The organism is Nocardiopsis dassonvillei subsp. dassonvillei DSM 43111 (assembly GCF_000092985.1).
Classification (GTDB): domain Bacteria; phylum Actinomycetota; class Actinomycetes; order Streptosporangiales; family Streptosporangiaceae; genus Nocardiopsis; species Nocardiopsis dassonvillei.
Genome location: NC_014210.1, coordinates 4,054,501 through 4,079,175, shown reverse-complemented (window position 1 = coordinate 4,079,175; position 24,675 = coordinate 4,054,501). Strand labels below are relative to the sequence as shown.

Genomic DNA, 24,675 nt, shown 5'->3' with positions numbered 1-24,675 from the left:
GTCGTCTTCCACTCGACCCGATCCTGCCACGCGCCGGGACGGAATGCGCAACCGATAACCGGGGTTGCACTCCTACGACGTGAAGTGTGCACACCTTTTCGCGATCCGAGGAGCAGCGATGACGCAGACCTTCGACCCCGGTGACGGGCAGGAGACCGTCCACGCGGACATGTGGTTCGACCCCGCCTGCCCGTGGGCCTGGATCACCTCGCGCTGGCTCGTCGAGGTGGAGAGGGTCCGGCCGGTCCGTGTGCGCTGGCACGTGATGAGCCTGGGCGTGCTCAACGAGGGACGCGACCTGCCCGAGGACTACCGCGCGAGCATCGACGGGTCCTGGGAGGCGGTGCGGGTGTGCGTCGCCGCCGAACAGCGCTTCGGCCCCGAGGTCCTGGGCGGCCTGTACACGGCCCTGGGCACCCGCTTCCACAACGGCGGCGAACCGCGCACCACGGACACGATCCGCGCGGCGCTGGCCGAGGCCGGACTGCCCGAGGACCTGGCCGAGGCGGGTGCGTCCACCGACTACGACCAGGCCCTGCGCGCCTCGCACGCCGAGGCGATGAAGCTGGTCGGCGAGGACGTGGGCACCCCCGTGGTCCAGGTCGCCGACACCGCCTTCTTCGGACCGGTCGTCACGCCGATCCCGCGCGGCGAGGCTGCCGGCAGGCTCTGGGACGGCGTGCTCCTGGTCGCCGGGACCGACGGGTTCTTCGAACTCAAGCGGACCCGCACCCGGGACCCCGTCTTCGACTGACCCGCGTCCGCCGGGCCGGGGCCCCGGCCCGGCGGGGCGGACGGCCGCGCCGCGCCCGCGGGGGTGCACACTGGAGGCGAACACCGGCGGCGGGCGGGGGGCCCGCCGCGACGAACGCGAAGGGGGCGGGGGACCGTGTCCGGACCCGACGACGAGCGCAGGGTCGACTTCCTCGACGACCTCGACATCCTGCCCGACACCACCGGCGACGAGAGGGGCCCCGGCTGGGGCGACTCCGACGACGACTCCACCGCGCGCCTCCTCGCGGAGCGCCCACCGCACTGGGACTGATCCGGCGGGCGACCGGTCCCGCGGTCGGTCCCCGGACAGGTCCGGGGACCCGTACCGGGGCCGGTCCGGTGCCTTCCACGGGGGCCGCGCAGGATCCCCGGTATCGGGGAAAGCACCGGCCCGGAGCCCCGGGCTGGCCAACCCGAATCGCGTTCTGCGACAGTGGGGCCATGCGATCCCTCTACATCGACGGCGCCTGGCGCGACTCCGCCTCCAGCGAGGCACTGGACGTGGTCAACCCGGCGACCGAGCAGGTCATCGACACCGTTCCGGCCGGGGCCGCCGAGGACGTCGACGCCGCGGTCGCGGCGGCAGCGGCGGCCCTGCCCGCCTGGTCCGCCCTCACGCCCGGGCAGCGCGTCACCCACCTGGCCAAGGCCCTGGAGCTGTTCAACGCCCGCATCGACGACATCGCCGCGGAGCTCACCCGGGACATGGGCGCCCCCGCGGTGTTCGCACGCAAGGTCCAGGCGGGCCTGCCCGCCCTCATGTTCCAGACCTACATCGACCTGGTCGAGGAGAGCGGCGAGCGCTACTTCGGCGGCGAGCGGGTGGGCAACTCGCTCATCGTGCGCGAGCCCGTCGGCGTGGTCGGCGCCATCACCCCGTGGAACTACCCGCTCCACCAGATCGTGCTCAAGGTCGTCCCCGCCCTCCTGGCGGGCAACACCGTCGTCCTCAAGCCCAGCGAGGTCGCCCCGCTCAGCGCCTACGCCCTCACCGAGGTGTTCCACGAGGCGGGCCTGCCCGCGGGCGTGTTCAACCTGGTGTCGGGCACCGGCCCGGTCGTGGGCGAGGCCATCGCCGCCCACCCCCGCGTGGACATGGTGTCCTTCACCGGCTCCACGCGCGCCGGGACCCGGGTCAGCCAGGTCGCCGCGGAGACCGTCAAGAAGGTCGCCCTGGAGCTGGGCGGCAAGTCCCCCAACGTCATCCTGCCCGACGCCGACCTGGTCAAGGCGGTCAAGCGCGGCGTCGCCGACGTCATGCGCAACACCGGGCAGAGCTGCAACGCGCTCACCCGCATGCTGGTGCACCGCGACTCCTACGAGGAGGCCGTCGCCCTGGCCGCCGAGTCCGCGGCCAAGTACGCGCCCGGCGACCCCGCGGACGAGGCCACCCGCATGGGCCCGCTGGTCTCCGCCGACCAGCTGGAGCGGGTCCGCTCCTACCTCGCGCTCGGAGTGGAGGAGGGCGCCCGCCTGGTCACCGGCGGCCCCGAACCGGTCCGGGGCCGCCCGGACGGCTACTACGTCAACCCCACGGTCTTCGCCGACGTGAGCAACGACATGCGCGTCGCCCAGGAGGAGATCTTCGGGCCCGTGCTGGTGCTGATCCCCTACGACACGGAGGAGGAGGCCGTCGCCATCGCCAACGACACCGTGTACGGGCTCAACGCCGCGGTGTGGTCCGGCGACCCCGAGCGCGGCCTGGCCGTCGCCCGGCGCCTGCGGGCCGGACAGGTGGAGGTCAACGGCGGCGCCCTCAACCCCCGCGCCCCCTTCGGCGGCTACAAGCGCTCCGGCAACGGCCGTGAGTGGGGCGCCCACGGCCTGGAGGAGTTCTGCGAGGTCAAGGCCGTCCAGCTGTGACGCCGGGCGTGCGCCGGGCCCCGCGGAGCCCGGCGCGCGAACCGGTGGCGCGCACCCGCCGACGGGTGTGCGCGGACTCACGGCCCCCGCGGCCCCCCGCGTGGAATCGGCCCCGGTGGGAACCACGTTGTGTGGTGTGGAAAAATTTCCGACGGGATATCCCTGGTCGAACCCTAACGAGGTGGAAGTTGAGCAAGAAGCCCGCGGTCTCCAAGGCAGGTCCTCTCGGCAAGGACCTCAAGGCGATCGTCCTCTACAACGTGATCGCCATCGGCTCGATGGCCCTCTTCGCCGTCCTCGGGCTGAGCGTCGCCGCTGCGGCCTCCGGCTCCATCTGAGGGACACGAGTACCACCGCGCCCCGCCTCGCCCCAGCGAGCGGGGCGCTGCGCTTGTCACCGCCGTGACCTGCCAGACTGGACCCGTGCGTGTTTACCTTGGATCAGATCATGCGGGCTACGAGCTCAAAGAACACCTCGTCTCCTGGCTGAGGGAGCAGGGCCACGACGTCGTCGACGCCGGGCCCGCCGCCTACGACGCCGCGGACGACTACCCGCCCTTCGTGCTGCGCGCGGCCGAGGGCGCCGCCTCCGACAAGGGCTCCCTGGGCGTCGTCATCGGCGGCTCCGGCAACGGCGAGCAGATCGCCGCGAACAAGGTCAGGGGCGTGCGCGCGGCCCTGGCCTGGAGCGAGGACACCGCCCGCCTGGCGCGTGAGCACAACGACGCCAACGTGCTCAGCCTCGGCGCCAGGATGCACTCCGCGCAGGAGGCCACCCGGTTCGTGGAGGTCTTCCTCACCACCCCGTACAGCGACGAGGAACGGCACACCCGCCGCATCGCGATGCTGACGGCCTACGAGGAGACCGGCGAGCTGCCCCCGCTCCCCTAGACGGGGTTCCGGGGGACCCCCGCTCCGCCTCGGCCCGCCCGTCGCCCGTCACCGCCCTCCGGGGCGCTTCGCGGCGGGGCGGGCCACCGCCCTCGACGGTCGCCGCGCGCGGTACTCTCCCCGTCCGGGCGCCCTTCGACGCGGGAACGGGGCCGCGGCGGGCGCGGTGGTGTCTCCGGTGAGACGGCCCGGGCCCGCACCGGGGCCCACCACCCTCAACTTCGCAGACCCACCTCCGCCGCCTCCCGAACCCCGTGGACCGCTCCCCGAGGGGCCCGAAGGCCGCGCGCGGGGGCGTCCGTACGCGCGCAGCGGCCTCCGGCACGGACCGGAAGGCCGAGAGTCCCCGGTCCGGGCCGCGGCACCGTGGGACCCTGGAAGCGGACCGCGCCGACGGGCGCGGACCCGATCGGCGGCGGGGCGCCCGACCGCGCGGGAGTGTCCGAGAGGGATGAACACCCGGCTTACGGAACGGTTTTCGGACGCCGGAACGATGCCCGAATCCACACGCTCGGTTATCGGCTGAACCCAAATCCTCGGTTTGGGTGGAGAACACTGCTGGTTGCACGTGCCACGGCGACACCCCCCGCGCTACAGTTCGTGCACAGTTGCGGGCCTCGCTGCCCGCGGCGCGGCGGTGCCCTCCGGTCGGCACCTCCGGCAACCACGGCCAGGGCGTGCCCCACACAGCCCCGTACGCCGGCCCCCGGCGGCGACGCGGCTCCCGCGCCCATCCCGACCGTGCCGTCCGAGAACCGAACCCCCGCTGGTGAGCGGGTGTGCAACGCAGGGGACACATGAAGCCCACACCGACCGCCAAGACCACCCGGCTACTGCGCTCCACCGCGCAGCGGCTCGTCGCGGTGCTCCGGCGCAAGGTGCTGTTCCGTTACCGGCTCGTCCTGATCACCCTCGTCGCCCTGGCCGTCGGCATCGGCGTCGGTGCCGTGTGGGGTCCCACCGGCTGGTTCCCGCCCAGTTCCACCATCCTCACCGTCCTCGCGGGCGGCCTCCTCCTCAAGCGCAAGAGCCTGGCCTTCCTGCTGGCCGTGGTCGCCGCCGTCCTGGTCTTCGTCGCCTTCATGCTCGACTTCGGCCAGGTGGGCCCCGGCCTGCTGGTCACCATCGGCGTCACCGCGGTGCTGTCCTACCTGCTGTCCGGGGTGCGCGAGCGCCTCGGCGTCCAGGGCCTCAGCGGCGAGATGATGCTGCTGGACCTGCGCGACCGCCTGCGCCGCCAGGGCAAGCTGCCCCGGCTGCCCGAGGGCTGGGGGCGCACCGCGGTCCTGCGCCAGGCGGGCGGCTCGTCCTTCGGCGGCGACTTCGTCGTCTCCATCCGCAGGGAGAACCGGCTGGACGTGGCCGTCGTGGACGTCTCCGGTAAGGGAGTGGACGCCGGAACCCGGGCCCTGCTGCTCTCCGGCGCCTTCAGCGGGCTGATCGGGGCCGTCCCCACCCGCGACTTCCTGGCCCACTGCAACGACTACCTCATGCGTAACAGCGGCGGCGAGGGCTTCGTCACCGCCGTGCACCTGAGCGTGGACCTGGACACCGGCGAGTACCAGATCGCCTCCGCCGGACACCCGCCCGCGCTGCACTACGACAGCGGCGGCGGGCTGTGGAGCACCACCGAGGCCAAGGGCGTGGTCCTCGGCGTCATCCCCGAGATGACCTACACCTCCGTCGAGGGCAGACTCCGGCCCGGCGACGCCATCATGCTCTGCACCGACGGCCTCATCGAGACCCCGGGCGAGGACCTCGACGCCGGAATCGACCGCCTCCTCGGCGCGGCCGAGCAGCTCGTCCCGCGCGGTTTCGCCACCGGGGCGGACGAGATCGTGGACACCCTCAGCAGGGACAAGAACGACGACTGCGCCCTGGTCGTCCTCTGGCGGGACTGACCCGCCGGGCGGCCTCTGGCGCGCTGGTGAGGCGTCCGGTGTGCTCTTGGACCGCCTCGACGGGTAGGGTCGGGGTGCTCCCCGTCCCGCGTACGGCGGTCAGACCGTACACGTCCCCGGATCACCGTGCCCGCCCTTTCCGCCCCCGGAAGACCCATCCGACGCACGGTTCACCACACCAGTGACAACGGGACCGGAGCGGGGCCGTGGAACCACCGGCCCACCGCTTTTCCCAGGATCCGGTGCCGCCCGTGGTGCTTCCCACCGGGCGCAGAAGAATGCGAGGGGGTGCTTCGCATGTCAGAAGGCGAGCGCGCTGAAGAACTGATCGATCTGGTCGAGAACAACGACCTGACCGGTATCCGGCTCTGGTTGGCCGAACACAGGCCCTACGAGATCGCCGACGAACTCTCCCGCATGGACGGCAGTGAGGCGATCATCCCTTTCCGGCTCCTGGACAAGGACCGCGAGCTGGAGGTCTTCGAGGAGCTCGACCCCGGCCAGCAGCAGTCCATCCTGCTCGGGCTGCGCGACACGGCCTTCCACGAGATCCTCGAGGAGATGGACCCGGACGACCGGGCCCGTCTGATCGGCGAGGCGCCAGCCAAGATCGCCACCCGTGCCCTGGCCGGGCTCAGCCCCGCCGAACGCAGGATGACCGCCGCCCTGCTGGGCTACCCCGAGGACTCCGTCGGCCGGTACATGACCCCCGAGACGGTCATCCTGCACCGCGACCTCACGGTGGGCCGCGCCCTGGAGGTCGTGCGCGCGCGGGGGGCCGACGCCGAGACCATCTACACCCTGCCGGTGGTCAGCGACGGCCGCCGCATGGTCGGGACGGTGACGCTGGGCGATCTCGTGGTCAGCGACGACGAACGGCTGATCAAGGACATCGTGGACGTGTTCGCGCCGCGCGTGCGCGCCGCGGAACCGGTCGAGGACGCCGCCCGCCTGATGCAGGAGGCCAACCTGGTCGCCCTGGCGGTGGTGGACTCCGAGGAGCGCTTCGTGGGTCTGCTGACCTTCGACGACGCCCTGGAGGTCATCGAGGCCGCCGACTCCGAGGACATGGCCCTCCAGTCCGGTGCGAGCCCGGTCGGCGAGCACTACGTGTCCGTCGGGGTGCTGCGCCTGGTCGGCGCGCGCTCGGTGTGGCTGATGCTGCTCATCGTGGCGGCCACGCTCACGGTCAACGTGATGCAGGCCTTCGAGTCGGCCCTGGAGGCGGTCACCGCCCTGGCCCTGTTCGTGCCGATGCTCATCGGCACGGGCGGCAACGTCGGCGCCCAGTCGGCCACCGCGATCGTGCGCGCCCTGGCCGTGGGCGAGGTCCGGGTGCGCGACCTGCCCTCGGTGATCTGGAAGGAGGCCCGGGTCGGCCTGCTGCTGGGACTCCTCCTGGCCGTGCTGGCCCTGGGCATCGGCTCCCTGCTGGTGGGCGTGGACGTCGCCGTGGTGGTGGCGTGCTCGGTGATCGCGGTGTGCACGTGGGCGGCGGCCATCGGCTCGTCCATGCCGCTGCTCGCCCGCAAGGTGGGCGTGGACCCGGCGGTGGTGTCCTCTCCGATGGTGACCACCATCGTGGACGCCACGGGCCTGCTCATCTACTTCTCCATCGCCACCGTGGTCCTGGGTCTTTGACCTGGTCTTCAGCCCCGCACCGAACGCCCCACCGGCATGAACGGGGCGGGAACCGGGTATCGCGACAGGGCAGGACGGATCGAGGGAGGATTACATGTCCGGTACCGGAGATGCGTTCAAACGGCTGAAGAAGGCCGTCGACGACAACGCCGAACACGCCCAGGGCCTGGTCGGCAAGGCCGCCAGAGCGGCCAAGAAGGCCACCGGCGGCGCCCACGACGACAGGATCGACCGGGGCGCCGGAGCCGCGACGGAGTACCTGCGCAAGCGCGCTCGGGAGAACGAGCGGACCCGGCCGGACGGGGAGATCCGCCGGGACGGGGAGAACCCGAGGTAACGCGGCCCGTCTTCGCGCGGGGCGGGCGGGGCGTCCACAATGAGGGATGCCCTCACCCGCCCCGCGCCGCTCCCCGTACCCCTCCGGCCGCCCCGTCCCCCGCTGGCCGCTGCTGCTCGCCAGGGTTCGCATGCCGCTGATGTGGACGGCCACCCTCGCCCTCCTCGCCGGTTACCTCGGCCTCTCCTGGTGGGTGGGAGGCGTCCTGTTCGCCGCCGCGCTGGCCGTGTACCTGCGACTGGGCGCCGTGCGGTGCGAGCCCCGGGTGCTGGAGCCGCCCGTGCGGGGCAGGTGGATGGCGCTCACCAGCCCCGTGGACAGCGTGCCGAGCCAGGGCAGCCACGCCTACGGGCAGACCCACGCGCTCGGTCTGGTCGCCGAACCCGGCGCGGGCGCCCGCCCCGACATCGGCTGGCGGCCGCTCAGCCGTCCGCCGGGCGACTTCCCGGCCTTCGGCCAACCCGTCCACGCGCCCGCCGACGGGACGGTGGTGACCGCGCACGGGAGCCAGCGCGACCACCGCAGCCGCAACTCCTGGCCCTGGCTGTTCGGCTCGGTCGTGGAGAACACGCTGCGGGAGCTGCGCGGCCCGGCCGGGCTGCTCGGCAACCACCTGGTGATCGACGTGGGCGGCGCCTACGTACTCCTGGGCCACCTGGAGCGCGGATCGCTCGCGGTCCGCCGCGGCGACCGCGTCCGGGCGGGTCAGACGGTGGCCCGCTGCGGGAACTCCGGTGCCTGCACCGAGCCCCAGGTGCGGATGCAGCTCATGGACCGCCCGGGGCCGGTGTTCGCCGCCGGTCTGCCGTTCGTGTGGGCGCCGGGGTGGAACGGTGGGGACGGCGGCGCGGGACTGCCCGAGACCTGGCGCCCCGTGGTGGTCGCCGGACCCGGCCACGGGAGCGCGCCGGTGGAGGACATCGAGCCCGAGGGCGTACCCGCTGGTCAGACGGTTCCGGACACGGATTACGCTGATGAGGTAAGGCGAACCTAACGGTTCCTGGGGCTCGACGGGAGCGTGAAGGGAGAAGAGTGGACACGGCCCAAGGACGTCCCTGCCAGCTCACGGTGTGCCGGGGCTGCTGCTGCGGTACCAAGAAGAAGGTCCCCGGGGTGGACCACAAGGCCCAGCTCGCCCGCCTCAGGGCCATCGACGACCACTCCGGCCGCACTGTTCCCGTCCGCACCAGCAAGTGCCTGGGCATCTGCTTCCAGGCCAACGTGGTGGTCGTCCAGCCGTCCTCGGCGGGGCGGGCCGCCGGAGGCCGTCCGGTGTGGCTGGGGGAGGTCACCGAGGACAAGCTGGTCGAGGCCGTCGACGACTGGATCTTCGAGGGCGGGCCCGGTATCGCCCCGCTGCCCGCCGTCCTGGCCGACCACGTGACCTCCAAGGACGCCAAGAAGCCGAAGAAGCGCAAGAAGCCCAAGCACTCCAAGGCGGCCAAGAAGGAGCGCAAGAAGGACAGGCGCGAGGCCGCCGCCCGCCCGGGCAAGGACGGCGGGAAGAAGAAGGACGAGAACTCCAAGAAGGGCAAGAAGTCCAAGAAGGACGACAAGAAAGCCAAGAAGGCCGAGAAAGCCAAGGACAAGAAGTCCGAGAAGGGCGGCAAGTCCGGCGGGGACTGACCCCAGGTCCCCGGAGGCCCCGCGCCCCGGCGCCGGAGAGGCTCCCGGCAGGCGGCCGCCCGGACGCGCCGGAAACCGTCCCACAGGGTCGGTCCCCGGCACGGGCGCTACCGGCTCTGCGGAGCGAACTGGGTCCGGTACAGCGCCGTGTACAGCCCGCCCTGGACCAGCAGCTCGTCGTGCGTGCCGCGCTCCAGGATCCGGCCGTCCTCCAGCACCAGGATCTGGTCCGCCTCGCGCACCGTCGCCAGCCGGTGCGCGATCACCAGCGAGGTCCGGCCCTCCAGCGCCACGGACAGCGCCTCCTGCACTGCCGCCTCGGACCCGGAGTCCAGGTGGGCCGTCGCCTCGTCCAGCACCACCACCGACGGCGCCTTCAGCAGCAGACGCGCGATCGCCAGCCGCTGCTTCTCACCGCCCGACAGCCGGTACCCGCGGTCGCCGACCATCGTGTCCAGCCCGTTGGGCAGCTGGTCCAGGAGGGTGCCCAGCCGCGCCATCCGCAGCACCTCCTCCAGCTCGGCGTCGGTCGCCTCCGGCCGGGCGTACCGCAGGTTCGCCCCCACGGTGTCGTGGAACAGCTGCGCGTCCTGGGTGACCACGCCGACCGCCTCGCGCAGCGAGTCGCCGGTCACCTCGCGCAGGTCCAGCCCGCCGACGAGCACCCGGCCCTCGGTCGGGTCGTACAGGCGCGACACCAGGTGCGTCAGCGTCGTCTTGCCCGCTCCGGACGGCCCCACCAGGGCCACCATCGTCCCCGGCTCCGCCCGGAACGACACCCCGCTCAGCACCTGGGTGTCCTCGTCCACCGACGCCTGCGGCGTCAGCTCCAGCGACGCCACCGACGACTCCTTCGCCGCCGGGTAGCGGAACGACACGTTGTCGAACTCCACGCCCAGACGCTCCCCGGGCAGGTTCCGTGCGTCGGGGCTCTCCCTGATGCCCGGTTCCAGGTCCAGCACCTCGAAGACCCGGTCGAAGGAGACCAGCGCGGTCATGATCTCCACGTGCACGTTGGACAGCGTCGTCACCGGCCCGTACAGGCGGGCGAGCAGGGTGGTCAGCGCCACCAGCGTGCCCACCTCGAAGGCCCCGCCGATCGCCAGCACGCCGCCGACCCCGTAGACCATCGCCATGGCCAGCGCCGTGATCAGGCCCAGCATGCTGAACAGCAGCGAGCCGAACACCGCCTGGCGCACGCCCAGGTCCCGGACCCGGCTCGCGCGCCGGGCGAACCCCGCCGACTCCTCCTCGGGGCGTCCGTACAGCTTGACCAGCATCGCCCCGCCGACGTTGAACCGCTCGGTCATCAGCGAGCTCATGTCCGCGTTGGTGTCCATCGCGTCGCGGGAGATGTGCGCCAGCCGTCGCCCGATCACCTTGGCGGGGACCACGAACAGCGGAACCAGGGCCAGCGCGATCAGCGTCACCTGCCACGACAGGGCGATCATCGTCACGATCACCGCGGTCGCGCTCACCACGTTGGACACCACCGACTGCAGGACGGAGGTGATCGCCCGCTGCGCGCCCACCACGTCCGTGTTCAGACGGCTGATCAGCGACCCCGTCTGCGTACGGGTGAAGAAGGCCACCGGCATCCGCTGGACGTGGGTGAACACCTGCGTGCGCAGCTGGTAGATGACCCCCTCGCCGATCCGGGAGGACAGCCACCTGCCGAGCAGGGTCAGTCCGCTCTCCAGCACCGCCAGCCCCGCCGCGGCGAGCGCCAGCCACACCACCAGCGCGGTGTTCCCGGTCAGGATGCCGCGGTCGATGATGGCCTTGAGCAGGAGCGGGTTGGCGACCACGATCCCGGCGCCGACCGTCGTCACCAACAGGAAACACAGGATCACCCGCCAGTGCGGGCGGGCGTAGGAGATGATGCGTCGGGTGATTCCGGGGGGCAGTGACTGCCCCTTCGCGCTCCCGTCGTTGACCAGGGCCCTGTAGGAGGGCCTGCCGGACATCATTGTCATGAACAGCCTCGTTCTGCTTGCCTATTCGCCACGCAAGCGTCAACACCGGTGCGTGTGCACCGCTTCCCAGGCCGCCTGCGGGCACGTGGAGGGGCCCGCACGCGTCACGGGGCGGGTGGAGCCGCGAGCCGTCGCGACGGGCCGGGGAGGACCTGTCGGTACTAGAGGGAGTGGGCGAGGCGGCCCAGGGCCGCGGTGGTGGACCGGCCGGGGGTGAAGGGCAGCTCCCAGGCCTGCGCGCCGAGCGCGTCGGCGCCGCGGATCTTGGCCTGGGTGTAGCGGTCCCCGGTGGTGTAGGCCAGGGCGGCGGGCGCCAGGGGGCGCAGCACCTCGGCGTAGGAGGCCCAGTCGGCGACCTCGGGCGGTCCCTCGATGACGAACGCGCCGGTGACGCAGGCCAGGGCGGCCACGGTCTCGGCGCGCTCCTCCGCAGGGTTCACGGGGCGTCCCGGGCCCTTCCAGGCGCGCACGCGCGCGTCGGACTCCACGCCCACCACCAGGGGCAGCCCCCGGTCGGCGATGGAGCGGAGGAAGCGGACGTGTCCGACGTGCAGGACGTCGAAGGCCCCGGTGACGACCGCCGGTCGTACCAGGGGGTCGGGACGCTCGAACCAGTGGGCGCTCAGCGCGGTGCCGGGTCCCTGCGTCGCTTCCGTGTCCGTCATTCCACCACCCGTTCGGCAGGCCTGAGGGCGCCCGGATCCGATCGCGCCCGCGGGCTCGCCCGAAAGGTCAACGTATCCGTTCGGGACGGGTATTCCTTCTCGGGGCGCACCGACCGAACACGGTTCGCCTTCGGTGTGGGGGAGTGGCCCGCGAATGTGAGCTACATCACCGGAGAATCCACTCGATGGAATGCCGGAAATGTCCGAAATCGCGAATGAAGGAGGGAGGGCGGGGAGGGTAAAGGGTCGTCCCCCGGGGGGAAATGGCGAAGCGAGCTGGCACGTGAGTGCACAGCTCGCCCCGAGCGGAGCGGGCGACGAGAATCGAACTCGCATGGCCAGCTTGGAAGGCTGGTGTTCTACCATTGAACTACGCCCGCGTGGCACCGGAGACTTCGAGTGTCCTCTAGACTCGTGGAGCCGACGGGGACAAGACTACAGTCTCCGGAGCCGTGGTCGCACACACCTTTCAGGAGTGCCATCCTTGGTTCGGCACACGGGGTGTAGCGCAGCTTGGTTAGCGCGCATGCTTTGGGAGCATGAGGCCGCGGGTTCGAATCCCGCCACCCCGACGAAACCACCGTGGCAGCGGCTCCGGCCGCGCGCCGTGGCCCCCTGTCTATCTGCCCTAGACTTGGTGCGATCAGCAGGAAACTGTAAGTCCCAGCCCGTCGCAGGGCACCCCAGCTGGATGCGGTCGTCAAGACCCCGGGGGTGCGCGCGTGCCTTTCGCCGTTGTGTGTGGTGCGCCTGCGGGCCGACGCGGACACCAGCCGGCAAACCTAGGAGTACCGCCCCGTGAAGACCGATGTCGAGGAGCTGAGCCCCACCCGGGTCAAGCTGACCATCGAGGTGCCCTTCGAGGAGCTCGATCACGCTTTCGACGTGACCTACAAGTCGCTCGCCAAGCAGGTCCGGATCAAGGGCTTCCGCCCCGGCAAGGCGCCGGCGCGGCTGATCGACCGTTACGTCGGCCGCGGCGCGGTGATCAGCGAAGCGGTCAACCACGCCGTTCCGGAGCTCTACAACGAAGCCATCCAGAAGGAGGAGCTCTTCGCGCTCGGCCAGCCCGACGTGGAGGTCACCAAGCTGGAGGACAACGACGAGCTCGCCTTCACGGCCGAGGTCGACGTCCGCCCCAAGTTCGAGGTCGAGGACTACAAGGGCATCGAGGTCACCGTCGACAGCGCCGAGGTGACCGACGAGCAGGTCGACGAGCAGATCGGCACCCTGCGCGAGCGCTTCTCCACCCTGGTGGGCGTGGACCGCCCCGTCGAGGACGGCGACCACCTGTCCATCGACCTGTCCGCCGCCGTCGACGGTGAGAAGCTCGAGGACGTCGCGGTCAGCGGCTACTCCTACGAGGTCGGCACCAACACCATGCTGGAGGGCCTCGACGAGACCCTGCGCGGCATGGAGGCCGGCGGCGAGGCCACCTTCTCCACCACCCTCGTCGGCGGTGAGCACGAGGGCCGGGAGGCGGACGTCACCGTCACCGTGCACAGCGTGAAGGTCAAGGAGCTGCCCGAGCTGGACGACGAGTTCGCCCAGCTGGCCTCGGAGTTCGACACCATCGAGGAGCTGCGCGCGGACGTGCGCAACCGCATGGGCGAGGTCCGCCGCCTCCAGCAGCTCTCCGCCGCCCGCGACAAGGCCCTGGAGCAGCTGATCGACTCCGTCGACATCCCGCTGCCCGAGTCGGTCGTCGAGGAGGAGATCACCCGCCGCCGCCAGAGCCTGGAGCAGCAGCTCGCGCAGAGCGGCCTCACCAAGGAGGCCTACCTCGAGTCGCAGGAGAAGACCGAGGAGGAGTTCGACGAGGAGCTGACCACCGGCGCCCGCTCCGCGGTCAAGGCCGGGTTCATCCTCGACCAGCTGGCCATCCAGGAGGACCTGAGCGCCGACCAGGGCGAGCTCAGCCAGTACGTCTTCGAGCAGGCCCAGCGCATGGGCGTGAGCCCGGACCAGCTGGCCCAGCACCTGGTCGAGTCCAACCAGATCCGCGTCGCCTTCACCGAGGTCGTCCGCGGCAAGGCCATGGACCTGGTCCTGGCCGGCGCCCGGATCACCGACGAGGACGGCAACGTCGTCGAGCAGGAGACCGCCGAGGAGGAGGCCGCCAAGGCCGCCGCCGTCGCCGCGGGTGAGGCCCTGGAGGCCGTCGAGGACGACGCTGAGGCCGACACCGCGGACGCGGCCGACGAGGCCAAGGCCGAGGAGACGAAGGCCGACGAGGCCAAGTAGGCCCCGAGCAGCCCCAGGCTTCGCGCGTACGGGCCCCGTCCGACCCCTCCGGGTCGGGCGGGGCCCGCGTCGTGTTCGCCTGTGGAAGAACGCCCTGTACGGAGATCGTGCCACCCTGCGCTCAAAGCGAACAGGGGCGCGAACCGGACGAGCGCGGTGCCGCACGGCGTTAGTGTCGCTGTATCGCAACCGTTTCGATTCCGGAGCAGGTGACGAGAGTGCCGTCGACCTTTGAAGAGTCCCCGCGTTTCGACGCCCGTACGTCGGAGACGCAGATTTCCCCTTTGCTTGAGCAGACGCCTCAGCGCCTGTTGCGCCAGCGAATCGTCTTCCTCGGCCAGCAGGTCGACGACGAGATCGCCAACCGCCTGGTGGGTGAGCTGCTGCTGCTGTCCGCGGAGGACCGCCAGCGCGACATCACCATGTACATCAACTCGCCCGGCGGTTCCGTGACCGCGGGCATGGCGATCTACGACGTCATGCAGTACATCCCCAACGACGTGCGCACCGTGGGTATCGGCATGGCCGCGTCCATGGGCCAGATGCTCCTGTGCGCCGGAGCGCCGGGCAAGCGCTACGCGCTGCCGCACACCCGCGTCATGATGCACCAGCCGTCCGGCGGCATCGGTGGTACCGCCTCCGACATCCGCATCCTGGCCGACCAGCTGCTCTACGTGAAGAAGATGTTCATCGAGAAGATCTCCGAGCACACGGGCCAGACGGTCGAGCAGATCGAGAAGGACGCCGACCGCGACCGCTGGTTCACGGCCAAGGAGTCCAAGGAGTACGGCTTCATCGACGAGGTCCTCGAAGGGACCCTCGACGTGACCCAGGGCCGAACCCAGAGTTGATCCGTCGGACCTCATCCCAGGAACGGCGCAGTGCGTGGAAGGCGTGAAATGACCGAGTTCAACCCCAGTCTCATCGGCGGCGCGGCCTCGATGGCCCCCCAGGGTCGCTACGTCCTGCCGTCCTACGTGGAGCGGACGTCCTACGGCGTCAAGGAGATGAATCCGTACAACAAGCTCTTCGAGGAGCGGATCATCTTCGTCGGCGTCCAGATCGACGACACGTCGGCCAACGACCTGATGGCCCAGCTCATCACCCTGGAGCAGCTCGACTCCGAGCGGGACATCCAGATGTACATCAACTCGCCGGGAGGCTCCTTCACCTCCCTCATGGCGATCTACGACACGATGCAGTTCGTCCGCCCCGACATCCAGACGGTGTGCATCGGCCAGGCCGCCTCGGCCGCCGCGATCCTGCTCGCGGGCGGGACGGAGGGCAAGCGCGGCGCGCTGCCCAACGCCCGCATCCTGATCCACCAGCCCGCGACCGAGGGCATGCACGGCCAGGCCAGCGACATCGAGATCCAGGCGAACGAGATCACCCGTATCCGTACGCAGCTGGAGACCACCCTGGCCCGCCACACCGGGCGCTCCGTCGAGCAGGTCTCCAAGGACATCGAGCGGGACAAGATCCTGACCGCCGAGGAGGCCAAGGACTACGGCATCATCGACTTCGTGCTGCCCTACCGCAAGGCCTCCCTGAAGTCCTGACGCAGGGCCGCGGCACAGCCGGACGGCCTGACCGGGCGCGCGGACGCGGCGCCGGGCAGGACGTCCGGGCGAAGGTGAAGCGCAGGCCGGACCGGCCCATGACCCGCCTGGGGGAGCCCGGTGGTGAAGCCGGTCCGGTTTTTCGCTTAGTCTGACGGAGAGCGACACACAGATCGCCTCGTCCGTGACCACCGCTGTGGACGGTCACGGAAGATTTTCGACTTCCGGGCGGTTGCCCGCGCGAGCGGCACCGACGGGGCGGCCTTAGTTTTGAGGAGTGGCTGGGTGGCACGCATCGGCGACGGCGGGGACCTGTTGAAGTGCTCGTTCTGCGGCAAGAGCCAGAAGCAGGTGAAGAAGCTCATCGCCGGCCCCGGCGTGTACATCTGCGATGAGTGCATTGATCTGTGCAACGAGATCATCGAAGAGGAACTCGCCGACGCCACCGAGCTCACCTGGGACTCGTTGCCCAAGCCCCGTGAGATCTACGAGTTCCTGGACTCGTACGTGATCGGTCAGGAGCAGGCCAAGAAGGCGTTGTCGGTGGCGGTGTACAACCACTACAAGCGGGTGCGTTCGGAGGGGGATCGTCCGGGCGAGGAGGATGTGGAGATCGCCAAGTCCAACATCTTGCTGTTGGGGCCGACGGGGTCGGGCAAGACGTTGTTGGCGCAGACTCTGGCGCGGATTCTGAACGTGCCGTTCGCGATCGCGGACGCGACGGCGCTGACGGAGGCGGGGTATGTGGGGGAGGATGTGGAGAACATCCTGCTCAAGTTGATCCAGGCGGCTGACTATGACGTGAAGAAGGCCGAGACGGGGATCATCTACATCGACGAGGTCGACAAGGTCGCGCGTAAGAGTGAGAATCCCTCGATCACTCGGGATGTGTCGGGTGAGGGGGTGCAGCAGGCGTTGTTGAAGATCTTGGAGGGGACGACGGCGAGTGTGCCTCCGCAGGGGGGTCGGAAGCATCCGCATCAGGAGTTCATTCAGATCGACACGACGAATGTGTTGTTCATCTGTGGTGGTGCGTTCGCGGGGTTGGAGAAGTTGATTGAGTCGCGGACGGGTCAGCAGGGGATGGGGTTCAACGCGGTGTTGCGTCCCAAGGGTGAGCTGGGTGGTTCGGCGTTGTTCGGTGAGGTGATGCCGGAGGATCTGTTGAAGTTCGGGATGATTCCGGAGTTCGTGGGTCGGTTGCCGGTGATCACGAGTGTGCATGATCTGGATCGTGAGGCGTTGATTCGGATTTTGACGGAGCCGCGGAACGCGTTGGTGAAGCAGTATCAGCGGTTGTTCGAGTTGGATGGTGTGGAGTTGGAGTTCACGCCGGATGCTTTGAACGCGATTGCTGAGCAGGGGATTATTCGGGGTACGGGTGCGCGTGGTTTGCGGGCGATTATCGAGGAGGTGTTGTTGTCGGTGATGTATGAGGTGCCTTCTCGTGAGGATGTGGGGCAGGTGATCATTACGCGGGAGACCGTGATCGACAACGTCAACCCCACCATCGTCCCGCGTGCCCAGCTGCGCCGGGCCCGCCAGGAGAAGTCCGCCTAGCTGCGTCCCTCCCGGACCCCGCGCACCGGGTCTCCGCGCCTGCGACGGGTCCGGCGGTGCCTTCCCCGGGCCCGTGCCCCGCTCCCCGGCGGCCAGGCCGCCCGCGGGACGAGGTCCGGCACACGCGAGGGGGCGCCCCGACCGGGGCGCCCCCTCGCGTGTGTCCGGGGCCGTGATCCGTCCCCGCCGGGGCGGACGCGCGGGTACCGCCGTGCCTACTCCTCCAGCGCCTGCTCCATGCGCGCGATGTCGGCCTTCTGCTCGGCGATCACGTCGTTGGCCATGCGCATCACCGTCTGGTCCTTGCCCTCGGCCAGCACCTCCTCGGCCATGGTGACCGCGCCCTCGTGGTGGGCGGTCATCAGTTCCACGAAGAGGCGGTCGAACTCGTCGCCCTCGGCCGCCGCCAGCCGCTCCAGCTCCTCCTCGGTGGCCATGCCCGGCATGTCGCCGTGGTCGACCTCCAGCTCGCAGGCGGGCACGTCGCCGCTCTCGTCGTGGTGGGTGCCGTCCCCCTCCAGCCCGCAGAAGTTCTGGTGCGCAGGGTTCTCCCTGGCCGGACCGAAGATGTTCTCCTCCAGCCAGCTCTCCATGGCGGTGATCTCCGGGCCCTGGGCGTCGGCGATGCGGTCGGCGATGAGCTCGATGTCCTCGCGCTCGTGGCGCTCGGGTACCAGGTCGGTCATCTCCAGGGCCTGCGAGTGGTGCCCGATCATCATCACCAGGTAGGTGACGTCGGCCTCGTTGTGGCCCTGCTCCTCGGCGAGGGCGGCGATCTGGTCGGCGGTGGCGGGGGAGGAGGACTCCCCGGGCGCGCCGGGGGCGATGACGTTGGCCGACTCCTGCTCCTGCCCGTCCCCCCCGTCCGTACAGGCTGAGGCTCCGAGCAGGGCGAGAGCGGTTCCGGCCGCGAGTACCAGGCGACGCACGAGGTGTCCTCCGATGGGGTGGGGTGCGGACGGGGCCGCTGTGCCGGCGGGCGCTGTGCCCTGGGGCAACGTCCTGCGGGCTTTCTTACTCACTCGACGGGTGTTCTGTCCAGTCCCGGACCCGGGTCGGTGCCATCTCGTTCGACTTCGCGGTACCGGGCGCGGTGCCGGGGCGCCTCTCACCCCCGAGGGTTTCTGCGTGCTTTTGGCCTTCTGAAGTGCTGGATGTCCGTTCTCGGCGTTTCGTCTGGTTATTGCCAATGGGGAGGAGTAAAACCCATGGTAGTCAGTTGGATGCTTTGTGTATTTCCGGGGGGTGTGCGGTGGTGTCGGAGACGCGAAGGCCCGCGAACGGACTGCGGTGGGGGACGCTCGGAACGGCACCCCTCCTGGTCACCGCCCTCCTGGCCGTTCCCGGGGCCAGGGCCGACGGGGTGAGCACCGGCGGGGGCGTCGTGCACGTGGCCAACCTGCCCAGGCCGGAGGGGCTGGACGGCACCGCGTCCTACAACTCCGACCTGGCGTTCAGCGGCGACTACGCGATCGGCGGCAACTACGACGGCTTCGTCGTCTACGACATCTCCGATCCGGAGAACCCGAGCCGGGTCTCCACGGTCGTGTGCCCCGGGAGTCAGGGCGACGTGTCGGTCAGCGGCGACCTGCTCTACCTCTCGGTGGACTACCCGCGCGCCAGCAGCGAGTGCGGCGCGCCCTCGGTGTCGGCCACCGACCCGGACGGCTTCGAGGGGATCCGGATCTTCGACATCTCCGACAAGGCCAACCCGCAGTACGTGTCGGCGGTGCGCACCGACTGCGGTTCGCACACCAACACGCTGGTGCCGGGCGAGGACGGTGAGCGCGACTACGTGTACGTCTCCTCGTACTCGCCCTCGAAGGACTTTCCCAACTGCCAGCCGCCGCACGACAGGATCTCCGTCGTCGAGGTTCCGCTGGCGGACCCGGCCTCGGCCCGGGTGGTCAGCGAACCGGTGCTGCTGCCGGACGGCGGCCACGGGACCACCACCGGCTGCCACGACATCACCGCCTACCCCGAGCGGAACCTGGCCGCGGCGGCCTGCCTGGGGGACGGACTGCTGCTCGACATCTCCGACCCGGTGAACCCGGTCGTCACCGAGGCGGTCCAGGACGAGAACTTCGCGTTCTGGCACTCGGCGACCTTCACCAACGACGCCCGCACCGTGGTCTTCACCGACGAGCTCGGCGGCGGGCACGCGGCCACCTGCGACGCCGGGACGGGGCCCGAACGGGGAGCCAACGCGGTCTACTCTCTGGACCAGAGCGGGGCGGAACCGAAGCTCGAATTTCGGAGCTACTACAAACTGCCTCGTCATCAGGCCGAAACTGAGAACTGTGTGGCGCACAACGGCTCGCTGATCCCGGTGCCCGGCCAGGACTACTTCGTGCAGTCCTGGTACCAGGGCGGCGTCTCGGTGATCGACCTCAACGACCCGGCCGACCCCCGGGAGATCGGCCACTTCGACCGCGGACCCTGGAACCCCGACGCCCTGACGACGGCGGGCTCGTGGTCGGCCTACTACTACAACGGCTACGTCTACTCCTCCGACATCAGGCGCGGGCTCGACGTGCTCCGGCTGACCGACTCCCGCCTGGCGGGGGCCGAGGAGGTGCGGATGGAGGAGTTCAACCCGCAGTCGCAGCCGTCCACGCCCTCCGGCTGAACCGTCGGTCGCGGCGCGCCGGAGCCCTCCGGTGCGCCGCGCGGCACCCGGATTAGGCGCCTTGTGTAGTCGAATCGGGCCAGCTGGACACCGTGTTAAGAACAAGGTTTCTTTTGTCTCCCCCTATACATATAGATGTTGAACTGTGTACCTTCTTCCTGTTTCGCTCCAATCAGAATCAGGAGTACACAGGATGGCGTCATCCCCCCCGACCCCCACCTCCCGGCGCGCCAGACGCGGACTGACCGGAGTCTCCCTCGCCGGAGCGGCGGTGCTCATGGTCGGGCTCCTCGGCCCGGCCTCGGCCTCGGCGGACGACGAGTTCGCCAGTGACGCCGACACCAGTGCCAACATCACCCATGTGACCAACGTCCCGAAGACCGAGGCCATGAGTGACTTCAACTCCGACCTCGCCTTCAGCGGCGACTACGCCATCGGCGGCAACTACAACGGCTTCGTCATCTACGACATCTCCGAGCCGGAGGAGCCGCAGGTCGTCTCCGAGGTCCTGTGCCCGGGCGGACAGGGCGACGTGTCGGTCAGCGGCGACCTGCTCTACTTCTCGGTGGACTACCCGCGCGCGAGCACCGAGTGCGGCGCGCCCTCCGTGCCGACCACCGACCCGGACGGCTTCGAGGGCATCCGGATCTTCGACATCTCCGACAAGGCCAACCCCCAGTACGTGTCGGCGGTGCGCACCGACTGCGGCTCGCACACCAACACCCTGGTGCCGGGCAAGGACGGCGAACACGAGTACGTGTACGTCTCCTCGTACTCGCCCTCGGAGCGCTTCCCGAACTGCCAGCCGCCGCACGACAAGATCTCCGTCATCGAGATCCCCGTCGACGAACCGTCCGAGGCCAAGGTCATCGACACCCCGGTGCTCTTCCCCGACGGCGGCAACACCGGCACCGCGGGCTGCCACGACATCACCGCCTACGCCGAGCGCGACATCGCCGCGGGCGCCTGCATGGGCGACGGCGTGCTGATGGACATCTCCGACCCGGCCGCGCCGGTCGTCACCGAGGTGGTCCAGGACGACAACTTCGCGTTCTGGCACTCGGCCACCTTCACCAACAACGGCGAGACCGTGCTGTTCACCGACGAACTCGGCGGAGGCGGCGGCGCCACCTGCAACGAGGAGATCGGCTCCGAGCGCGGCGCCAACGCCATCTACGCCATCGGCGGCGGCCAGGACTCCCCCGACCTGGAGTTCGAGGGCTACTACAAGCTGCCCCGCCACCAGGCCGACACCGAGAACTGCGTCGCGCACAACGGCTCGCTGATCCCCGTCCCCGGACGCGACTACTTCGTGCAGTCCTGGTACCAGGGCGGCGTCTCGGTGATCGACTTCAACGACCCGGCCGACCCCCGGGAGATCGGCCACTTCGACCGCGGCCCGATCAGCGAGGACAACCTCGTCCTGGGCGGTTCCTGGTCGGCCTACTACTACAACGGCTACGTCTACTCCTCCGACATCACCCGCGGGCTCGACGTCCTGAAACTGGAGGACCCCCGGTTCCGGGTGGCCGAGCAGGTGCGGATGGACGAGTTCAACCCCCAGTCCCAGCCCGAGTACCGGCCGGGCCGCGGCAACGGCCGCTGACCGCACGGGCGCCCCGGGCCCGAGGGGAACCGGGGCGCCCGCCCGAACGCCGCCCGGCCCGTGGCCGGGTGACGAAGAACCGGGGCCGCGGCCGTGTACGCCGCGGCCCCGGCGCGTCCACCCCCACCCCCACCCCCTAGTGCACACAGGAGAACCCATGCCCGCACCTCCCGCAGCACCACGGGCCAGGAAGGCGCTGCGGCGCACCGCGGCCCTCGCGTCCGCCGCGGCCGCGTCCCTGCTCCTCGGGCTCCTCGGCCCGGCCGCCGCCCAGGCGGACGAGGCGCCCGCCGAAGACATCCACAGCGACAACATCACCCACGTCGCCCACACGCCCAAGCCCTCGGCCGTGCGCAACGTCAACTCCGACCTGGCGTTCAGCGGCGACTACGCCATCGGCGGCAACTACGACGGCTTCGTCATCTACGACATCTCCGAGCCGGAGGAGCCGCAGGTCGTCTCCGAGGTGCTGTGCCCGGGCGGACAGGGCGACGTGTCGGTCAGCGGCGACCTGCTCTACTTCTCGGTGGACTATCCGCGAGCGAGCACCGAGTGCGGGGCACCCTCCGTCCCGGTGACCGACCCGGACGGCTTCGAGGGGATCCGGATCTTCGACATCTCCGACAAGGCCAACCCCCAGTACGTGTCGGCGGTGCGCACCGACTGCGGCTCGCACACCAACACCCTGGTGCCGAGCAAGACCGGTGACAGCGACCTGATCTACGTGTCGTCGTACTCGCCCTCGGAGCGCTTCCCGAACTGCCAGCCGCCGCACGACAAGATCTCCGTCATCGAGGTCCCGCACGACGCTCCCGAGGAGGCCGCGGTCGTCAACGAACCGGTCCTGTTCCCCGAGGGCGGCAACCACGAGCAGGACGGGCTGCTGCTGCCCACCCAGGGCTGCCACGACATCACCGTCTACGCCGAGCGCGACATCGCCGCGGGCGCCTGCATGGGCGACGGCGTGCTGATGGACATCTCCGACCCGGTGAACCCGGTCGTCACCGAGGTGGTCCAGGACGAGAACTTCGCGTTCTGGCACTCGGCGACCTTCACCAACGACGCCCGGACCGTGCTGTTCACCGACGAGCTCGGCGGAGGCGGCGCCCCGACCTGCACCGAGGAGGTCGGCCCCCAGCGCGGCGCCAACGCCATCTACGCCATCGGCGGCGGCGACTCGCCGGAGCTGGAATTCGCCAGCTACTTCAAGATCGACCGCCACCAGGGCGACCAGGTGTGCGTGGCGCACAACGGCTCGCTGATCCCGGTGCCCGGCCAGGACTACTTCGTGCAGTCGTGGTACCAGGGCGGCGTCTCGGTGATCGACTTCAACGACCCGGGCGCCCCGAGCGAGATCGGCTTCTTCGACGTGGACTCCCGCGTCGAGGAGGGTGTGCAGGACAACGACACCTGGTCGACGTACTACTACAACGGCTACGTGTACTCGTCCGACATCGAACGCGGCCTGGACGTGCTGCGGATCGACGACCCGCGCGTGCGCGCGGCCGAGCGGGTGCGGATGGAGGAGTTCAACCCGCAGAGTCAGGAGAGCTACCGGCCGGGACGGCGCTGACGGCGGGTAGGGGCTGACGGGCTTCCCGAGCCCGTGATCCGGGCGGGGGCGGTGCCGCGGCACCGCCCCCGTCGCCGTGCCGCGGTCCCGCGTGCCGTCCCGGATCGGGGAGGGCGTGCCGGGCGGAGGGCCCCGGGGGAGGTGCGCGCCGGGGCGGAGGGGTCCGGGGAGAGGGCACGCGGGGGTGGAGCGGGTCCGGGGGAGTCCTCCACAGCTGCGGGAGAGCGGTTCCGGGCCGGGGCCCGGCGGCGTAGGCTCGATCTCGGGGGAGCCGCGCCCCACCGCCGGGGAAGCCCGACACCCCCGTTTTCGAGTGTCCCGCGCCAGTGCCCGGCGCCGCCAGAGCCTCCTCCGACCTGTGGACGACGTGGGCGTTCGGGGCCGCGCGGTCCGGCCTCAGCCGAAGAGGCGGTCGGTGGGGGCGTCCACGGCCTCCAGGACCCGGCCGGTGAAGTAGACCGTGCCCAGGGCCAGCACGCGTTCGCCGAGCGCGCGCAGGGCCGCGGGGGACAGGTCCGCGGCGTCCATGCGGCCCCAGTGGCCCGGCAGGGCGTGCTCGAAGCGCAGGTGGGCCTCGGGCAGGCGCACGGCGGTCACGGGCAGATCGCCCAGGACCTCCACCGCCCCCGACACGTCCTTGTGGTCGGGCAGGCACAGCAGCACGTGGTCCACCCCGCCCCACAGCCCACGGACGTGGGCCAGGGCGGCGGCGACCCCGTTGCGGTCGATGGCCGAGTCCACGACCACCTCGGCGTCCGCCTCCGCGTCCGGCGTGCTGCCGCCCCCCACCGGGTCCCCGTCGGCCCCGCCGGACACTCCTCCAGCCCGACCGGGCGCCCCTCCGACCCGTCCGGACGCTTCTGCCGCCTCTCCGGGCACCGTGTGGCGGGACAGCCTCCCCGGCAGCCGGACGGTGCCCAGGACGGCGTGCAGCCGCTCCCGGTCCAGGGGCGGGCGGCCCAGGTGGTCCAGCATCCGCGCCGCCGCCGCCGTCCCCAGCACCCCCGAGGCCGCGGACAGCCCCGGCGGGCGCAGCCCGGGCGGCGGCTCCACCCCCGGCCTGTCCGGATCGACCACCTCGGCCCGCACCCGGCCCCCGGTGGCCTCGGCCAGGGCGGCGTCGGCCGCAGCGGCCACCTCCGCGGTCTGCGGCAGGCGCACCAGCGCGCGGGTCCGCTCCCCGGCCACCCGCGCCTTCTCCCGGGCGATCTGCGCCACGGTGTCGCCGAGGATGCCCACGTGCTCGGCGAAGACCTTGCCCAGCGCGACGACCTCCGGGCCGACCAGGCGCAGTTCGTCGCGGTGGCCGCCCATCCCGGCCTCCAGCACGCACACGTCGGCACCCACCTCGATGGCGCGCAGCAGCCCCGCCATGAGAAACAGCCCGCTCGGTGCCAGGTGGCCGCCGAACTCCTCCACCGTCGGCAGTTCCCGTCGGGCGGCGTCGATCCGGGCGCCCAACACGTCCAGTTCGGCGTCGGACACCGAGGTCCCGTCCACCCGTACGCGCTCGCGGTAGGAGCGGAAGCTCGGCCCGGTGACCAGGACCGTGCGCAGTCCGGCCGACGCCAGCGCCGCCGCGGCCGTCGTCGCCGTGCTCCCCTTCCCCTTGGACCCCACCACTCCCAGCACCGGGGGGCGGCGCGTGTCCAGCCCGAGCACGCGCATCAGCGCCGTGGCACGCTCCAGGCTTCCGGTGCGGTCGCGGGGGCGGTCGGGGCGGCGCTGCGCCCACTCGGAGAAGAAGGGGTCAAGGCTTCGCATGGTCCCAGTATGGTCTGCGCGACACAGGCCACCGGTTCCCTCACCCGGGGATCGTGCCCAGGTGGG

21 protein-coding genes and 2 tRNA genes are annotated in these 24,675 nt (G+C 70.8%); 18 read left to right on the top strand and 5 right to left on the bottom strand.

What is annotated here, in order from left to right:
* Positions 1-118 precede the first annotated feature (118 nt).
* From NDAS_RS16895 to NDAS_RS16860, 10 genes are all read left to right on the top strand, one after another.
* Positions 119-754, top strand: coding sequence for a mycothiol-dependent nitroreductase Rv2466c family protein (locus NDAS_RS16895; protein ID WP_013154424.1), 636 nt, complete (start codon positions 119-121; stop codon positions 752-754).
* Positions 755-889: 135 nt separating this feature from the next.
* Positions 890-1,045 (top strand): hypothetical protein, encoded by a 156-nt coding sequence (locus NDAS_RS28960; protein ID WP_013154423.1) that lies wholly within the window; start codon positions 890-892, stop codon positions 1,043-1,045.
* Between the two features lie 170 nt (positions 1,046-1,215).
* Entirely contained in the window at positions 1,216-2,637 is a 1,422-nt protein-coding gene (locus NDAS_RS16890; RefSeq protein WP_013154422.1) for an aldehyde dehydrogenase family protein, read from the top strand.
* Between the two features lie 188 nt (positions 2,638-2,825).
* Positions 2,826-2,975, top strand: a complete 150-nt coding sequence (locus NDAS_RS28955; RefSeq protein ID WP_013154421.1) for a hypothetical protein — start codon at positions 2,826-2,828, stop codon at positions 2,973-2,975.
* 85 nt (positions 2,976-3,060) lie between these two features.
* The gene (locus tag NDAS_RS16885) at positions 3,061-3,528 is read left to right on the top strand and encodes a ribose-5-phosphate isomerase (protein ID WP_013154420.1); all 468 of its coding nucleotides are present in this window, start codon (positions 3,061-3,063) and stop codon (positions 3,526-3,528) included.
* Positions 3,529-4,325: 797 nt separating this feature from the next.
* The gene (locus NDAS_RS16880) at positions 4,326-5,429 is read left to right on the top strand and encodes a PP2C family protein-serine/threonine phosphatase (protein ID WP_013154419.1); all 1,104 of its coding nucleotides are present in this window, start codon (positions 4,326-4,328) and stop codon (positions 5,427-5,429) included.
* Between the two features lie 297 nt (positions 5,430-5,726).
* The gene (gene mgtE, locus NDAS_RS16875) at positions 5,727-7,070 is read left to right on the top strand and encodes a magnesium transporter (protein WP_013154418.1); all 1,344 of its coding nucleotides are present in this window, start codon (positions 5,727-5,729) and stop codon (positions 7,068-7,070) included.
* A gap of 94 nt (positions 7,071-7,164) precedes the next feature.
* Positions 7,165-7,407 carry an Rv0909 family putative TA system antitoxin gene (locus NDAS_RS16870; protein ID WP_013154417.1) on the top strand — a complete coding sequence of 81 codons (243 nt, stop codon included), beginning with the start codon at positions 7,165-7,167 and terminating at the stop codon, positions 7,405-7,407.
* Between the two features lie 46 nt (positions 7,408-7,453).
* On the top strand, positions 7,454-8,401 hold the full coding sequence (locus NDAS_RS16865; RefSeq protein WP_041552823.1) for a M23 family metallopeptidase: 948 nt from the start codon (positions 7,454-7,456) through the stop codon (positions 8,399-8,401).
* Positions 8,402-8,439: 38 nt separating this feature from the next.
* Positions 8,440-9,033 carry a (2Fe-2S) ferredoxin domain-containing protein gene (locus NDAS_RS16860; RefSeq protein WP_013154415.1) on the top strand — a complete coding sequence of 198 codons (594 nt, stop codon included), beginning with the start codon at positions 8,440-8,442 and terminating at the stop codon, positions 9,031-9,033.
* 107 nt (positions 9,034-9,140) lie between these two features.
* Here NDAS_RS16860 and NDAS_RS16855 read toward each other — a convergent pair whose 3' ends face one another.
* From NDAS_RS16855 to NDAS_RS16845, 3 genes are all read right to left on the bottom strand, one after another.
* Positions 9,141-11,003 carry an ABC transporter ATP-binding protein gene (locus NDAS_RS16855; protein ID WP_041552822.1) on the bottom strand — a complete coding sequence of 621 codons (1,863 nt, stop codon included), beginning with the start codon at positions 11,001-11,003 and terminating at the stop codon, positions 9,141-9,143.
* Between the two features lie 167 nt (positions 11,004-11,170).
* Complete coding sequence (locus NDAS_RS28640; RefSeq protein ID WP_013154413.1) at positions 11,171-11,674, bottom strand: adenylyltransferase/cytidyltransferase family protein; 504 nt, start codon at positions 11,672-11,674, stop codon at positions 11,171-11,173.
* A gap of 309 nt (positions 11,675-11,983) precedes the next feature.
* Positions 11,984-12,054, bottom strand: a tRNA-Gly gene (locus NDAS_RS16845).
* A gap of 117 nt (positions 12,055-12,171) precedes the next feature.
* On the opposite strand from NDAS_RS16845, the gene NDAS_RS16840 reads away from it, so the two are divergent.
* The 5 genes from NDAS_RS16840 (at position 12,172) to clpX (ending at position 17,037) form a co-directional block, all read left to right on the top strand.
* A tRNA-Pro gene (locus tag NDAS_RS16840) sits at positions 12,172-12,246 on the top strand.
* Between the two features lie 226 nt (positions 12,247-12,472).
* Positions 12,473-13,918, top strand: a complete 1,446-nt coding sequence (gene tig / locus NDAS_RS16835) for a trigger factor (protein ID WP_013154412.1) — start codon at positions 12,473-12,475, stop codon at positions 13,916-13,918.
* Positions 13,919-14,136: 218 nt separating this feature from the next.
* A complete protein-coding gene (locus NDAS_RS16830; protein WP_013154411.1) occupies positions 14,137-14,769 on the top strand; it encodes a ClpP family protease in 633 nt (210 codons plus the stop codon).
* A gap of 48 nt (positions 14,770-14,817) precedes the next feature.
* Positions 14,818-15,477 (top strand): ATP-dependent Clp protease proteolytic subunit, encoded by a 660-nt coding sequence (locus NDAS_RS16825; RefSeq protein WP_013154410.1) that lies wholly within the window; start codon positions 14,818-14,820, stop codon positions 15,475-15,477.
* Positions 15,478-15,762: 285 nt separating this feature from the next.
* Entirely contained in the window at positions 15,763-17,037 is a 1,275-nt protein-coding gene (gene clpX / locus NDAS_RS16820) for an ATP-dependent Clp protease ATP-binding subunit ClpX (protein ID WP_013154409.1), read from the top strand.
* 215 nt (positions 17,038-17,252) lie between these two features.
* Here the strand turns inward: clpX and NDAS_RS16815 are convergent, their stop codons facing one another.
* Positions 17,253-17,966, bottom strand: coding sequence for a DUF305 domain-containing protein (locus NDAS_RS16815; protein WP_013154408.1), 714 nt, complete (start codon positions 17,964-17,966; stop codon positions 17,253-17,255).
* A 323-nt stretch (positions 17,967-18,289) separates the two neighbouring features.
* Between NDAS_RS16815 and NDAS_RS16810 the strand changes: the two genes are divergently transcribed.
* The 3 genes from NDAS_RS16810 to NDAS_RS16800 all read left to right on the top strand — a co-directional run bounded on the left by NDAS_RS16810 (position 18,290) and on the right by NDAS_RS16800 (position 22,845).
* The gene (locus NDAS_RS16810; protein WP_013154407.1) at positions 18,290-19,666 is read left to right on the top strand and encodes an LVIVD repeat-containing protein; all 1,377 of its coding nucleotides are present in this window, start codon (positions 18,290-18,292) and stop codon (positions 19,664-19,666) included.
* A gap of 193 nt (positions 19,667-19,859) precedes the next feature.
* Positions 19,860-21,272, top strand: a complete 1,413-nt coding sequence (locus NDAS_RS16805; RefSeq protein ID WP_013154406.1) for a hypothetical protein — start codon at positions 19,860-19,862, stop codon at positions 21,270-21,272.
* A 157-nt stretch (positions 21,273-21,429) separates the two neighbouring features.
* Complete coding sequence (locus NDAS_RS16800) at positions 21,430-22,845, top strand: LVIVD repeat-containing protein (protein ID WP_013154405.1); 1,416 nt, start codon at positions 21,430-21,432, stop codon at positions 22,843-22,845.
* Positions 22,846-23,241: 396 nt separating this feature from the next.
* On the opposite strand, the gene NDAS_RS16795 is transcribed toward NDAS_RS16800, so the two are convergent.
* Positions 23,242-24,609: a folylpolyglutamate synthase/dihydrofolate synthase family protein gene (locus NDAS_RS16795; RefSeq protein WP_013154404.1), complete on the bottom strand. Its 1,368-nt coding sequence runs from the start codon at positions 24,607-24,609 to the stop codon at positions 23,242-23,244.
* Between the last annotated feature and the right edge of the window lie 66 nt (positions 24,610-24,675).